The sequence below is a fragment of the Variovorax sp. Soil_C_17 genome (assembly GCF_057657265.1).
Window position 1 is genome coordinate 299,462 of sequence record NZ_JBDGIT010000005.1, and the last position, 13,913, is coordinate 313,374.

Sequence of the window (13,913 nt, forward strand, 5' to 3'; positions counted from 1 at the left end):
CGGCCGCACGCGGATCCGATTGATGATTGCTGTGCGCTGCTCGACGAATCCCTGGCGAACGCGATGCACGCTCAGTTGCGATTGCTGCTCAAGACTCTTGATCGGCACGAAGCGCATGTTCGGACGTTGGACCGCTGCAGTTCGCCGCAGCGTCGGCGCCGTCATTCTTGCCACGCTTGCCAGACGACGATAGGGACATGACGAACTCGGGTGCAGAGCCGGCTGCGCTCGTTTGAACATACCGCGGTCTGAGATAAGTGGATTGGCTCAGGTTTGATTTTTCTATCTCAAGGCCCCTGCCAGGCCGCCGCAGGTGCCCCGGTTGAGTCATTCAACCCCTCATCAAGCCTCGGCAATCACGCGAGGCGCGAACGGCGGGTCGCATCCAGGCCTGAGTGCCGCGTCGCCGGCCCCGGCCGGCGGCTTCTGCCGCTGTCCTTCGTGGCGCACTTCGCGCGCCGAGCGTGATCACCCGCGCCAAGGCGCGGCAACTCTCTCGACCTGAAGCCATCTTGCCTTTGCGGTGCAAAGCCCTGCGCCGTGGGCTGCCGCCCTCGATGGCGCGCTGCCGGTCGTTTGCGAGAAGCGTGGGCCGTGCAGGCGGCGCATGCCGCGGTGGATCCGCATTTGGTGCCGCCTCTTGTCCGACGCCTAGCTCGCCCGGTCCGCTGTCCAGGGCCAGGGCTTCGCCACCGTCCTCACCCGGTCCTCTCTGCGTTCGGCTGCGGCCTGCGGGCGGTCCCCGGACATCGGCCCCCTTGCGCTCGCTCTTCATGCGTCGAGGCGGCTCCGAAAGCAGATCTTCAACCACCGCGGCACACGCCGCAGAAAGGCCCAGCCATGCCTGCCATTTCATTCACCGGTCAGCGCGATGCGGACACCCCGACAACCGCGGGCGTTCCCCCCGCACCCCCCGAGGACTCACCCAAAGCAGGTGCCGATGAAGACAGGAACCCGACGGGGCGCAGCGGCGCACGCAGGGACGTACGCCAGGTCGTCACCGACCGTATCGTGGCCATGCTCGAGAAGGGCGGGAACGTGTTCCGGGCGCGCTGGACGCAGGCGGCCTCGCGCGGCATGCCGCGCAACGGCAAGACCGGCGAGCCCTACCACGGCGCCAATGTGCTGCTGCTGTGGGATGCGGCCTTCGAGCACGGCTATGCGTCCAACGTCTGGCTGACCTACAAGCAGGCGGCGAGCATGGGCGCGCAGGTGCGCAAGGGCGAACGTGCGGTGATGTGCGTGCACTTCCAGCGCAAGGCCCGCGGGGGTGAAGATGCCGGTCGTGCGCCGGACGTCCCGCAGGCCGAGGAGGAGGGCAGGGCGGACGAGGTGACGCGCGACGGTGTCCTGCTGTGCAGGCCGTTCTGGGTCTTCAACGTCGCGCAGATCGACGGCTTGCCGTGCGAGGTCGTCGAGCTGTGCGTCGAGCCGGTCAAGCCGGCGGGCGGCCCGGTGGAAGGCGCCTTGCGCCTGCTGGGCGGCTGCAATGCGCTGATCCGGCATGGCTTCGAACGCGCGATGTACCTGCCCGAGCTCGACGAGATCCGCTTGCCCTGGCCCCGGCGCTTCACCAGCGCGCAAGCCTATTGCGCGACGGCACTTCACGAGGCCGTTCACTGGACGGGCCATGCGAGCCGCTTGAACCGGCAATTCGGCCGACGCTTCGCAGATGCCGCGTATGCGTTCGAGGAACTGGTGGCCGAACTCGGCTCGGCATTCGTGATGGGGCACTGTGGCCTGGTCGATGCCACCATCGAGGGCCACGCGGCGTACCTCGACAGCTGGCTGCAGGTGCTCAAGAACGATCGCACGGCGATCTTCACCGCCGCACGGCATGCGGGCGCAGCCTTCGAATTCATCCTGGCCAGAGAGATGCCGTCGCTCGATTCGGTGCCGCTCCTCCCATCGGAAGAATGAAGGAATGAATTTGGGACCGTTGCCCCACGTTCGGTTAGATGCAATTCATCGCGGCCCAGACCCATTGCTCTGCGCAAAACTAATTAGACTCCAGCCTTTTCCATTTTCAAGTTGTCCATGACCAAGACCTACGCCCAACTGGCACGCGAGATTGCCGCCCTCCAGGCCTCCGCCCAAAAGCAACTCGCCGTCGAAGCCAAAGGCGCCATCGCGAAGATCAATGCCATGATCTCGACGTACGGCCTCACGGCCGGCGACCTCAAATTCGCCTCGACCGCCGCCGCTGCTTCGCGGCCGGAGTCGAAGGCGAAGAAGGTGACGAAGGGGGCGACGAAGGGCAAGCGCCGCGCTGCATCCCAGGGCGCGAAGTTCAGCGACGGACAGGGCCACCAGTGGAGCGGGCGCGGGCCCAGGCCCGCGTGGCTGCGCGAGGCCCTGGCGGCCGGTCGGACGCTGGAGAGTTTTATGGCCGGTGCTGCAGCACCGGCAGCACCTGTCGCCGCGTCGCCGGCGACGAACGTGCCGGCGAAGTCGACCGTCTCCAAGCGGATCAAGTCGAGCGCCGGGTCGGCGAAGGTCAAGTCAACGAAGACCTCGACAGCCGTGAAGTCCTCGCCAGTCGCCGACGTGGCGGCGCCCTCGGACGCGGCAACGCCTGCGGTGAAGGCCCCGCGCAAGAAGTCGGCGGCGAAGGCGCGTGCCGGATCGACTGTCGCTGCGGAATCCACACCAGCGATCAAGCCGCCGGTGACCCAGTCGCCGGCCACGAAGGCTCGTGCGACCAAGACAGGGCGGGCCTCGAAGGCAGCTGAGAAAACCACCAGCCCGAAGACGCCGGTGGCAGGGTCGGAGCCCGCCGTGACCGCCAAGAAGGCGGCGGCGCGCAAGGCCGTGCCCAGCCGCAAGAAGGCGAACCCGAAACCTGCTGCGCGCAAGACGGCCGTGACGCAGAGCCAGGCGCCTTCGGCGCCTGAAGCGCTCACCGCGACGGCGGCTGCGTAGTTCTCGCGGCAGCACAGCCGTCACGGGTGGCGGCATGCCTGGCGGCCCTGGCGGTCGGTTCTCCTGCGGGCGAGGCAGGTGTCCGCAGTTGCTGCGACTGCCTACTTGAATGCACAAGCCGGAGATGGTGCGATCTCTCCGCCATGATGCGGCGAATATTCCACGATCCAGGACCCGAATCCTCAGGCCATCCAAGCGGATCTGGTGCTTGCCCTCGCGTTTGCGGCTCAACCCAATCGGGGGTAAATGGTCCGCACGACTTCCTGAAGCTGGCGCGCGGAGGGCAGCTTTCCCTTCATCTCGGCCGGCAGCTTGCCCTGGAGGTGGTACTCGGCCACACCAATCGGGTTTGACTTGCTCTTCAGTGCGAACTCCACTTCCAGGTTGTCCTTCTCGGCGCACAGGATGATCCCGATGGATGGCGCATCGTCCGGCGCGCGCTCCTTCTCGTTGAGGAGGTTGAGATAGAAGTCCATCTTGCCGGCGAACTCCGGCTCGAAGGGCCCGATCTTCAGTTCGATCGCCACCAGCGCCTTGAGAAAGCGGTGATAGAAGAGCAGGTCGATGAAGTACTCCTTGCGCCCGAGCGTGAGCCGGTACTGGCGCCCGACGAAGCAGAAGCCATAGCCCAGCTCGAGAATAAAGTCGCGCAGCTTGTCGATCAGGTGATCCTCCAGCTCGCGCTCCTTGATCTCGCGCCGGATGCCAAGGAATCCCAGGTTGTAGCTGTTCTTGAGCGCCTCCTCGGCCTGCTCGGCAAAATGCTCGGGCAGTGCCAGCGCGAAGTTGTGCACCTTGCCTTCGGCCAACGACCGCTCGTAGGCCCGCGCCTTGAGCTGGTTGAGCAGCACGTTGCGGCTCCAGCCGAAGCGCGCGGTGGCCTTGAGGTAGAAGAGCCGCTGCCCAGCATCGTCGAGCTTGGACAGCAGGTTGACATGGTGGCCCCAGGGCACCGCCTCCACCATTTCTCGCACAGCCTGTGCGAGTTGACGATGGTCGACGACTGTCAGCGCCTGGGGACCTCGGGTGCGCTTGACATCGCGCTCCCTTTCTCGCACAAGCTGTGCGAGAAACTCCGGCGCGGCGTAGGTCTCGTGAAACTGACGCATGCGCCAGCGGCTCGCCGCTGAAAAGCCAGTGGTGCCGGGAAAGGACGCCTTGAGATCGCGCGCCAGCCGATCGACCACCGCGTCACCCCATCCCCGGCGCGCCTGCTGTTCACGGATGGCTTGCCCGATGTCCCAGTACAGCGCCACCAGCTCGCGGTTGACAGCGCGCGCGGCCGACAGCCGTGCACCGTCGATGCGGCGTTTCAGATCCTCGACGAAGCGAGCGGAGTCGAACAGGATGGGGGCGGTGGTAGACACCCGGGAAATGTGGTGCCTCGTGGTCTGCGGTGCGCCGATCCGGTGCCGAGTGCAACGGCTTCTATCAGGCCGCCACTTGCTCCAGCGAGGTTCCGGCCGCGACAGCTTCCTTGAGCCCACCGGTTGCGGGCCCATGCCGCTCCACGTGTTGCCGGCCTGGTCACGGTAGCGAATCTGGGTCTCGCACTCGGCCTTTCCCTTCGACCTGGTCGTGGCCCCGCTCCGGGTCGGCGCGGGCGCTGCGCCCGAGGCGAAATCTTGCAGGGACTTGCCATTGGCCAGCGCCTCGCGCAACCAGGCGGGTCGCGGACCGCGCCCGCTCCAGGTGCGACCCTGTCCGTCCGCGTAGCTGGCGGCGCCGGAGGTCGAACCCAGCTTCATCGCCGAGGCGCCCTTTCTCTTTCCTGCAGCCGCGGTGCCGAAGCCCCATTGGGTGGCGGTCCATCCGCAGTGCGCAATTGCGACCTTGATGCGAGAGACCACACCATCGACTTCCCTTGTCCGCAGCTTGTCGGCCTGTTTCTGCAGGATGTCGATCTGCTTTGCCAGGGAGCAGGAGCCGAGGCTCGACCCTGCGTTGAACGTGCGGTTCATCCGCAATGCCAGCGAGATCCGGCGTGCTGCCTTGGCGTATGACGAGACGCGGGCCGCGCAAGTGCGCGCGCAGGCGCAGGGGGTGTCCGACAGGTTGCCGGGTGATCCGGAACGTCTCTTCGACGTCGCCTCGGGCGCCCACCGGCTTCGCCGGTGCCGGGCTGCTCCAGGTTCGCGCCTTCGCGCTCATCCCCTGCCGGGACGGCCTGCAGCCGCCTTGCGCATCCCTGGCGCAGGGGCTGCGCCCCTTGGACCTCCCTTGAACAGGCCTGCCTGCGGCAGGTAGAGGCGCTCGCCGCGCGGCGATTGCGGTTCGCGTGGACCTCCTGTGCCGCCGTGGTCCTGAGTCCTTCGCCTTGTATCCGGTGACTCTGCGCCGCTGCCGGGGGACCGGCTCTCGCCTGCAAGGGGGTGTTCATAACGCTTGCGCGTTACGAATGCTTCCCCCTTGCTCCCCCGCCATCGCGGTCGCTGTCGTTCACCGGGCGAAGAACTCAGGAAAACGGCGGCCAGCTCCGGGTAGGAGGCCGATGCGAACCGGAACCCTCCCACAAAGGGCTCTGAATCTAGGAACCCGGCATGTCTTCAACTTCAACTGCAAAGGAAACTGAAATGACGGTCATTGCCAAGTCAAGGAAGGTTGCCTCATCGCGTGCCCACCAGACAGGGAACACGTCTGCGGCCGGGACGAGCGAGACGCCCGTGCTCGTCGAACCGGGAGGGCGCGACGTATTGGTGCCGCTGGACCGGCTCTTCATCAGCGAAGCAAACGTGCGCAAGGTGCATCACGAGGAAGGACTCGTCGAACTTGCCGCGTTGATCGACGCGCAGGGACTGCTGCAGCGCCTGTGCGTGGTGGCGCAACCCGATGAGCGATTCGCGGTCGTGGCGGGCGGGCGACGCCTGCGCGCCATGCAGGTGCTGGCGCAAAGCGGGCGCTGGTCGGCTTCGCACCCGGTGGAGTGCAAGCTGTACGCGCAAAGCCAGGCACTGCAGGTCTCGCTCGCCGAAAACTCGGGCCGTGAAGGCATGCATCCCGCCGATCAGATGGAGGCGTTCAAGCGCTTGATCGACCACGAAAACCTGACCGTGGCGCAGGTGGCAAGCCGCTTCGGCGTCTCGCCCTTGACGGTCGAGCGGCGTCTCAAGCTCGCGCGCCTGTCGCCCCGCTTCCTCGACATGTACCGCGCGGATGAGATCGAGCCTGACCAGTTGCAGGCGCTGGCGCTGATCGAGAGCCACGCGACGCAAGAGGCGGTGTGGGACGGCCTGGGCCCGTTCGATCGCAGCGCCTGGCGCATCCGCCATGCAATGACTTCCGAGGCTTGCAGCGCCGACAGCCGGCTGGCGCGTTTCGTCGGACTCGCCGCCTATGAAGCCGCAGGCGGCACCGTACGGCGTGACCTGTTCACCTCGATGGACGACCTCAGCGGCATCTACCTGGACAGTGCGGACCTGCTGCAGACGCTGGCGATGGACAAGCTGCGCAGCCACGCGGCGATGGTCAGGGAAGAAGGTTGGGCCTGGGTGGAGTGCTCGCTCGATTCCGAGACATCCGCATGGCGCGGCCACGGGCGCGAACGAGAGGGCGAGCACGAGCCGACGCCGGAAGAAGCCGAGGCGATCGAGCGACTCGAAGCCGAGCAGCGCACGCGTGCCGATGCGTACGACCAGCACCAGGAGGAGGGCGACCCCGACGCGGACGATTTCGAGCTGATCGAACAGCAGCTTTGTGAGGCGCTGGACACCGCGGAGGAAAGGCTCGCCGCTGCGCGCGCGAACCTGCTGCAGTGGCGGCCGGAGCAGCTGGCCCGCGCCGGCGCCCTGGTGCGTCTCGACAGTCGCGGCGAGGTCGTGGTCGAGCAGGGTCTGGTGCGCGCCCGCGATCACAAGGCGGGCACGGACGCCAACGCAGTCGACGAGGAATCGGCGTCGCGCGACCAGAGGAGGGCAGCGCGTCCGGAGTTCAGCGAGAAGCTCATGCGCGACCTGACTTCGCACCGGACGGCGGCGATCCAGGCCGCCCTGGTGCAGAACCCGCACATCGCGCTGGTGACGCTGGTGCACCGCATGGCCGAGACCGTGTTCGGCCTCTACGGTCCAGGCGACGACATCGTGAAGGTGGCGGTTCGGGTGACGGGTGACAGCGCATTGGCGCAGGAGGCGAGCGAGTACTCGCAGAGCCCGGCAGCGACCGTGCTCGGCGGCGCAGAGACCGTGTGGGGGGACCGTCTGCCGGGCAGCCCCGACGCCTTGTTCCGGTGGTTGCTGGCGCAGCCGCAAGACACCTTGCTCGAACTGCTCGCCTACTGCACGGCGCGAAGCGTCAATGCCGTCACTGCCCGGCCGCGCTCCTACAACCACAGCGATGCCCTGGTCGAAGCCTTGGGCGTCGACATGGCCGACTGGTGGTCGCCGAGCGCCGCGAACTACCTGCGCCACGTGAGCAAGGCCAAGGCAGTGGACGCCGTCAAGGAAGCCACCGGTATCGATGCCACGCAGGCCATGGCCGGGATGAAGAAGGCCGATGCCGTGGCGCACTGCGCCAGCAAGCTGGAAGGCTCACGCTGGTTGCCCGTTGCCCTGCGGTCCCTGGGCGCGCAGCCGCTCACACCCGACGACGCCGCATAGCAGGCACGGCGCGCCGCCGACGCCTGATGTGACGCACGGGGCGCGCCAACCCTCCTTCCCGTCAGCCCCTCTCTTCGACCATCTCGATCCCATGGAGGCACACATGAACGCACACATGAGCCCGCGAGTCGCCATCCTGGTCGTCACCTGCAGTGTGGCAGCGTTGACCGTCCTCGGCGTCGCCGTCTGGGCCACAGCGCCCGAGCGCGCCACGGTACCGAGCCACGGCGCCTTTGCGGCCCGGTTCCAGCCCGCGCTCGACGGCATCGGCAGCACGCGCGACCTCACGCCGGTGCCGTTGGGCGAAGCCGAGCAGGCCGCGTCCACGTCATCCGGCCGCCATCCCACCCGGGGCCGATCGCCATGAACCGCACAGCCGACGGCGCTGACGTGCCACCCACCGATCGGCCCGAGCCGCTGTCCCGGTTCGAGGGCCGATGCCTGTACCGCCGCACCTGCGAGTGCGAGGAGGCACTGCAATTGGCCGTGCTGGGCGTGGAGCACACGCAGGAGCGTCATGGCGATGATCCGAAGCTCGGCCTGATCGCCGAATTCCTGCGCGATGCGGAGCACGCCGTGCAGCAGGCGCGGCGGCTGGCGCAGCAATGGCAGGACTGAAAGTGTCGGCATGCCGACACCCTGTCCATGCCGGGCAGGCAGTGCAATCACCCAGGCCCCGTCATCGGTGATGGCGGGCCTCCTTCCTTGGCCCAGGCGCGCTGGATCCCGCGATGAAGAGCAGTGCGTCGTTCCCTGACTGGTGTCGTTCGGATCGAGTGCAGATTGAGGGTGTCGGCATGCCGACACCCTGTCCGCCGAAGGTAGTGCAGGTTTTTCACGGCAGACAGCGGGTCGTTCGAGGCTCGTCCTCGGAGATGGTGGGCGCTGTCGCGAGCCAAGAGGGACTGAAGACGTCTGCCTGGCTTGCTTGGTGATCGATCCCGCGGTGCGAAGGGCAGTGCGTGCAAAGCTTGATCACTGGTCGCGTTCGGATCGAGTGCAGACTGAGGGCGTCGGCATGCCGACGCCCAAGGCCTTGTGCGGTGTTGAGGGCAGGATAGACTGCCGTCAGACATTGTTTACAGCCTTGGTGCTTGAGATGCCCAACGCCCCTCGATCCGCTGTGATCTCGCTACGGCTGCCGTCGGAAGCGAAGGCGCGGTTTGCCGCCTTGGCCGCGCGCCATGAGCTCAGCGAGTCGGGTCTGCTCGCCAAACTGGTCGACGAAGTGCTGCAAGCCAACAGCCCGATCGCGTGCGAATCGGGCGAGCAACGGGTCGAGCATGATTCGACTGTTGACGGTGTTGCAGAGGATCGCATCACGCTGCGGCTTCGCAACGGCGATCGAGCGCTGGCGGCAGAGCGGGCCGGTGCCCGTGGAATGAAGACCGGCAGCTACCTGTCCATGCTGATCCACAATCATGTTCGTGGCTCGGCGGTACTGCCGCCGCACGAACTGAATCTGGTCAAGGCGACTGGCGCGCAGCTGGCTGCGCTCGGGCGGCAGCTTCGAATGCTTGGCATGCCGAACACCTTGTCGGAGCCTTTGGCATCAGACCTGCGCGATGTGATCGCGCTGGCCCGGCAGGAGATCGAGGCGGCACGCGAGGCCACCGCCGGCGTCGTGCGCCGGAACCTGATGAGCTGGGAGGCCAGCAGCGAGACGGGCCATGCCTAAGCAGATGGTGCGGCTTGGGCGAAGCCGTCGAGGGCCGGCTGGCGGCGCGCGCGACATGGCGCTGGACATCGTGAGCTACGGCCGGCGAGGGCCGAATGGCACGCTGCGCTTTGGCGCCGAGCAGATCGCGCAGATCCAGCGCACGGTGAGCCGCACGCCGGAGGTGATGGTGAAGGTCTCAGGCGGCGGGCGGGACGTTGGCGGAGTCGATGCGCACCTGCGCTACATCGGCCGGCATGGCAAGCTGCCGATGGAGACCGACGAGGGGCTGACGCTGCAGGGCCGGGGTGCCGCCAAGGAGATCGCGGCCGACTGGCAGCTGGACCTCTGCAGAAGCCAGTACAAGCCCAGGCTGGCCGAGGGTCAGAAGGACGCCCGTGCGAAGCTCGTCCACAACATTGTCCTGTCGATGCCGGCGGGCACGCCACCGGAGAAGGTGCTGGCTGCGGGACGCATGTTCGCGCGCGAGAACTTTGCGCTTCATTACCGTTACGCCATGGTGCTGCACACCGACCAGCCGCACCCGCACGTGCACCTGGTGGTCAAGTGCGAGCACGAGTTCGAGCCTGGCAAGCGACTGTATATTCGCAAGGACACGCTGCGGCAATGGCGCGAGCAGTTCGCCGCGCTGATGCGCGAACAGGGCGTGGCCGCCAATGCGACGCCTCGGCAGGTACGTGGCCAAATCCGGCGTCCGCACCGCGATGCGATCCATCATCGGCTCCGCGCGCTACGGACATTCGGGCAACTGCCCCCCAGCGAGCGGGCCAAGCGTCAGCCGCCGAAGACCTCCACCTTCATCCGCGCCAAGCTGGATAGTGTCCTCCAGGTGCTCCGGTCGGGCCGGGGTGCCTTGGATGCGGGTAAGGAGACGATGCAGAGCACCCGGCAGGATGTAGAGACGGACTGGCGGGCGGCGGCAGAGGCGCTTCGAAGACAGGGTGAAAGGTTTCTGGCCGCCCAGGTCGATCGCTTCGTCGCGCGCATGCCTGCCGTGCAGACCGATGCGCAGCGAATGGCTGAGCGCTGGAGAGAGCAGGGCAGGAACCAAGCGCTGGAGCGCCCCGGAGCCAGCCAGGATCCGTCACTGACCAGAGCTCGGTGAAGTTCTTTTTAAGACCGGTTTTCGGCCGGCCCGGGTGCCCGGAAATGACGGAACGCGAACCCTGAGGTGTTGCTGGACATCGGTGGCGTCGGCATCGTCGCCTCGACACACCCTAGACGCGAGGCTCAACAGTTCATCAGCATCCCAGTGGTCGTCCGCATGAAGGCCGTACTTGGCCGCCACGACATGACCCCGCGAGTCGACAAGGAAATCTGCAGGTAGGCCGAGAATTCCATTCTCGGCCTTGTTGTAGAAGCGGCCGGTAGTCAGAATCCAACGCACACCGCTCCAGAAGACGCGTGGGTGTAGCACCGCAAGTCCCGAGGTTTGCACGCCGAACCGGCGGTAGTGTTGCTTGGTTGGATCGGCGACGCAGTCAAAGGGGAGCTGCGCCTGATACTTGAGCATCTCTCTTTGCGACGAATGGAAGAGGATGACTTCGCGAATACCTGCCGCCTCGATGTCCTTGCGCCTTCTTGCGAGACTCAAAAGATGAAAGTTGCATACGGGACAGCCTGCGAAACGACGGAACTGCAGATGAACAAACCGCGCAGAGGCATCCGGCACAGTCAGATGCTCCCCGCGTATGGTTTGCAGGGTCGTTGCGGGTGCCATATCGCCTATTGATAGCCTCATGAATCTTCCTTGAACGAGTTGCAAATCCGAGCCTCAGCTGAGGTCAGTCCTAACCGAACAGTTTGAGTACAATGTACGTTAAAATAAATGTACCCTCCTATTCAGAACGGAGTCAAGCGTGGGACGCCCTGCGAAATTCACCCGTGAGCAGCTTCAGCGAGCGGCACTCGCGCTTGTCGATGCGCACGGACTCGCGGGCCTGACCATGCGCGCCCTGGCCAGCGAGCTAGGAACCGGGGCAATGACCCTCTACAACTACGTCTCGCAGCGAGAGGAGTTGGAGGTCCTGGTAGTCGAGGCGGTCATCGGCGAGGCTCGATGGGCGCCCGACGGCGACCTCGCCTGGCACGAGGAGCTGGAGGCCATCGCGGTGATGCTGTGGCGCTCCATCCGGACCCACCCGCATGTCATACCGCTCATCCTGACCAGGCGCAGCCGTTCGCCGGAAGTGCTCGGAGTGACCGAGGCACTACTGCGCCCGTTGGCGCGGAGCGGACGCACAGGAGACCGCCTTCTCGTTGCTTTCAGAGCAGTGTCTGCGCTCATCATGGGCGCCGCGCAAGCCGAGCTCGCTGGACCGCTTACGCTACGTGCCGGCGAGTCAGTCAGCGAGACAATTGCTCGATTTCAAGCGCTCCCTCCGGACCGCTTTCCGCATCTGATTGAAATCGCCACGGCTGCTTCGGCCAGTGATGCTGAAACCGAGTTTCGCGCGGGGCTGGCTATCCTCGTTGACGGGTTGCGCAATGAAATTGCTTCAGGCCGCTGAGCGGGTGTCGGGCCAGCTCTCTTACAGTGGCGAAAGTGATTCCGAGCCCCAAGAAGGCATGTGCGGAGCGCGACTTCAGCGGATGTCTGCTTCCAATCCAGCTGCCTCCGGTCACGGCAAGATGCCGCGGCACATCTGCTGAACCGTGAGGCCGGACTCGGCAGAACCAGACGTTCGGTCTTGTCGCCAGATTGCAAAGTTCCGCCTTGTAGCATGATCAGAGATCAGCCTGCGAAGTCGCGTTCACTGGTCAGTGCTAAGCGTGCCCGGCTTCGTCCTCGGCTGTGGGTTCCGTCAAGCTTCCCCAAGCGTTGACCAAATGTTGGATGATCTCGGCGACCACCCTGCACGCCGGCGAAAGCTTCCCCTGTTTCGGGAATGCCAACGTCACGTGGCGAAAGAGATCAGGCTTGACGAGCTTGCTGGCTTGAAGACGGCCCCGTTGGAGCTCCTCGGCAATCGAATACGGCCCCATCATCGAATAGAGGCCCGTCGTATTTGCCACTAGTTCTTTCTGCATCGTCAACGAATCAACTTCGGCAACAGGCATCAGAGTAAATCCCAAGCTCCGAGCAGCTTCGTCAAGCGCATTGCGCCAGTGACTGGGGCGGCGAGGCAGCACGAGGCGCAGCCCAGACAGGCGTGAGAAATTGACCGTGGGTTCTCTTGTGAGCTCGTCGCCTGGTGCAGCGATCAGATAGGTATGCGCAACGCTCAGCAGTTTTTCCTCGTGGCCGCTTGGGCGATTGAATCGAAAGAGGATCGCCATGTCGACGGCGCCGCTATCGAGCATCGTGTTGAGTTCGGTGCCTTGAGCCTCGGCGATGTTGAGGCGGATACCCGGATGCTCGTCTTGCAGGCGTTGAAAAAGCCGAGTCATCAGTGGATGCGCTGCGGACGGGATGACGCCTAGGCGGACCTCGCCAAGCAGCTTGCCTGACTCTTCGCGCAGCTCCTGTGCCAGACGGTCTGTCTCTGACACCCAAGAACGTAGCCGCACTGCAGCGCGCTCGCCCAACTCGGTCGGCGCGACACCCCTGCCCGTGCGCCGGAAAAGCGGTCCGCCAAAGGTCGCCTCGAAGTCACTGATCTGGCGGCTGATGTGCGACTGCACCGTCTGGCGGCGCGCCGCAACCTTGCTGAGGCTGCCAGCCTCCAGCACCTCCAAGAAGAGCTTGACGGTCGCAACGTTCATAGGGATTACCCGCGTATGGCCATGCCAAATCTGGCAATGCTGGTTCCTCTGAATTCTATCTAGGCGAAGAGCTCCTGGATTTCTACAGTCCCTGTACCCGCTGCGAACTGATCTTTTCGCGCAACCAACGCAGCGATGAATTCAAGGAGATCCATTGAAACTCGCTAGCTTCATACACGCTGGGCAGGCCACCTACGGAGTGGTCCAGGAAGAGCGCTACCAACTGCCGCCGGCCGACTTCCTCAACCGCTACCCGGATCTGGTGGCAGTGCTGCAGGCCGCCGCCTTGTGCGAGCTCGAGCAGGCGGCGGCGGCAAGCGGGAACTCCGTGCAGGCGAGCGCGGTGCGCGCGCTCCCAGTGATTCCCAATCCGCCCAAGCTGATCTGCGTGGGTCTGAACTACAAGACTCACGTCGCCGAGACCAAGCGCGGGGACAGCGAATACCCGTCACTGTTCCTTCGCTTCAACGACACGCTGGCTGCGCATGAAGACACCGTTCTGCGCCCGGCCTTCTCGGAGCGCTTCGACTGGGAAGGCGAACTGGCCTTCGTGATCGGCAAGGGCGGCCGCCACATCCCGAAGGCGCAGGCCTTCGAGCACATCGCCGGCTATGCCTGCCTGAACGACATCAGCGTTCGCGACTGGCAGCGGCACACGCACCAGTTCACGCCGGGTAAGAACTTCCCCGGTACCGCGCCTTTCGGACCTTATCTGGTGACCCGCGATGAGGTGCCGGACGTTACCAGGCTGACGCTGGAGACGCGCGTCAACGGCAACGTGATGCAGCACGCGAGCATCGACGACCTGATCTTCAACATTCCCGTGCTGGTCGAGTACATCTCCCGCTTCACGCCGTTGTCGCCCGGCGACGTGATCGCCACCGGAACGCCCGGTGGGGTCGGCGACCGTCGCGAGCCTCCGCTGTACATGAAGGAAGGCGACGTGGTCGAGGTGGAGATCACCGGCCTGGGCATCCTGCGCAACCGCATCGGAACGGCAGCCTGAGGCGCGCCGA

The 13,913-nt window shown here is 65.4% G+C and carries 12 protein-coding genes and 1 pseudogene; 9 read left to right on the forward strand and 4 right to left on the reverse strand.

All coding sequences use genetic code 11. The features are described from left to right. Nucleotides 1-5: 5 nt before the first annotated feature. Nucleotides 6-187, reverse strand: a pseudogene (locus AC3A6Y_RS24180) (IS110 family transposase); the annotation flags it as partial. A 653-nt stretch (nucleotides 188-840) separates the two neighbouring features. Here AC3A6Y_RS24180 and AC3A6Y_RS24185 point away from each other — a divergent pair. Then, nucleotides 841-1,920: an ArdC family protein gene (locus AC3A6Y_RS24185; protein WP_487870783.1), complete on the forward strand. Its 1,080-nt coding sequence runs from the start codon at nucleotides 841-843 to the stop codon at nucleotides 1,918-1,920. 117 nt (nucleotides 1,921-2,037) lie between these two features. Continuing rightward, entirely contained in the window at nucleotides 2,038-2,922 is an 885-nt protein-coding gene (locus AC3A6Y_RS24190) for an H-NS histone family protein (protein ID WP_487870784.1), read from the forward strand. Nucleotides 2,923-3,149: 227 nt separating this feature from the next. Here the strand turns inward: AC3A6Y_RS24190 and AC3A6Y_RS24195 are convergent, their stop codons facing one another. Continuing rightward, nucleotides 3,150-4,883 carry a PDDEXK nuclease domain-containing protein gene (locus tag AC3A6Y_RS24195; RefSeq protein ID WP_487870785.1) on the reverse strand — a complete coding sequence of 578 codons (1,734 nt, stop codon included), beginning with the start codon at nucleotides 4,881-4,883 and terminating at the stop codon, nucleotides 3,150-3,152. A gap of 612 nt (nucleotides 4,884-5,495) precedes the next feature. On the opposite strand from AC3A6Y_RS24195, the gene AC3A6Y_RS24200 reads away from it, so the two are divergent. The 5 genes from AC3A6Y_RS24200 to AC3A6Y_RS24220 all read left to right on the forward strand — a co-directional run bounded on the left by AC3A6Y_RS24200 (nucleotide 5,496) and on the right by AC3A6Y_RS24220 (nucleotide 10,297). Further along, nucleotides 5,496-7,514: a ParB/RepB/Spo0J family partition protein gene (locus AC3A6Y_RS24200; protein ID WP_487870786.1), complete on the forward strand. Its 2,019-nt coding sequence runs from the start codon at nucleotides 5,496-5,498 to the stop codon at nucleotides 7,512-7,514. Between the two features lie 103 nt (nucleotides 7,515-7,617). Further along, on the forward strand, nucleotides 7,618-7,881 hold the full coding sequence (locus AC3A6Y_RS24205) for a hypothetical protein (RefSeq protein ID WP_487870787.1): 264 nt from the start codon (nucleotides 7,618-7,620) through the stop codon (nucleotides 7,879-7,881). After that, nucleotides 7,878-8,132, forward strand: a complete 255-nt coding sequence (locus AC3A6Y_RS24210; RefSeq protein WP_487870788.1) for a hypothetical protein — start codon at nucleotides 7,878-7,880, stop codon at nucleotides 8,130-8,132. The genes AC3A6Y_RS24205 and AC3A6Y_RS24210 overlap by 4 nt, the downstream gene beginning before the upstream one ends. A 400-nt stretch (nucleotides 8,133-8,532) precedes the next feature. Beyond that, complete coding sequence (locus tag AC3A6Y_RS24215; RefSeq protein ID WP_487870789.1) at nucleotides 8,533-9,192, forward strand: hypothetical protein; 660 nt, start codon at nucleotides 8,533-8,535, stop codon at nucleotides 9,190-9,192. Between the two features lie 55 nt (nucleotides 9,193-9,247). Next, nucleotides 9,248-10,297 (forward strand): relaxase/mobilization nuclease domain-containing protein, encoded by a 1,050-nt coding sequence (locus tag AC3A6Y_RS24220; protein ID WP_487870790.1) that lies wholly within the window; start codon nucleotides 9,248-9,250, stop codon nucleotides 10,295-10,297. Here AC3A6Y_RS24220 and AC3A6Y_RS24225 read toward each other — a convergent pair. Next, nucleotides 10,277-10,912 carry a peroxiredoxin-like family protein gene (locus AC3A6Y_RS24225; RefSeq protein WP_487870791.1) on the reverse strand — a complete coding sequence of 212 codons (636 nt, stop codon included), beginning with the start codon at nucleotides 10,910-10,912 and terminating at the stop codon, nucleotides 10,277-10,279. The genes AC3A6Y_RS24220 and AC3A6Y_RS24225 overlap by 21 nt on opposite strands. Before the next feature lie 139 nt (nucleotides 10,913-11,051). On the opposite strand from AC3A6Y_RS24225, the gene AC3A6Y_RS24230 reads away from it, so the two are divergent. Then, nucleotides 11,052-11,702, forward strand: a complete 651-nt coding sequence (locus AC3A6Y_RS24230; protein WP_487870792.1) for a TetR/AcrR family transcriptional regulator — start codon at nucleotides 11,052-11,054, stop codon at nucleotides 11,700-11,702. Nucleotides 11,703-11,958: 256 nt separating this feature from the next. Here the strand turns inward: AC3A6Y_RS24230 and AC3A6Y_RS24235 are convergent, their stop codons facing one another. Then, nucleotides 11,959-12,897, reverse strand: coding sequence for a LysR family transcriptional regulator (locus tag AC3A6Y_RS24235; protein ID WP_487870793.1), 939 nt, complete (start codon nucleotides 12,895-12,897; stop codon nucleotides 11,959-11,961). A gap of 154 nt (nucleotides 12,898-13,051) precedes the next feature. On the opposite strand from AC3A6Y_RS24235, the gene AC3A6Y_RS24240 reads away from it, so the two are divergent. After that, nucleotides 13,052-13,903, forward strand: coding sequence for a fumarylacetoacetate hydrolase family protein (locus tag AC3A6Y_RS24240; RefSeq protein ID WP_487870794.1), 852 nt, complete (start codon nucleotides 13,052-13,054; stop codon nucleotides 13,901-13,903). Nucleotides 13,904-13,913 lie beyond the last annotated feature (10 nt).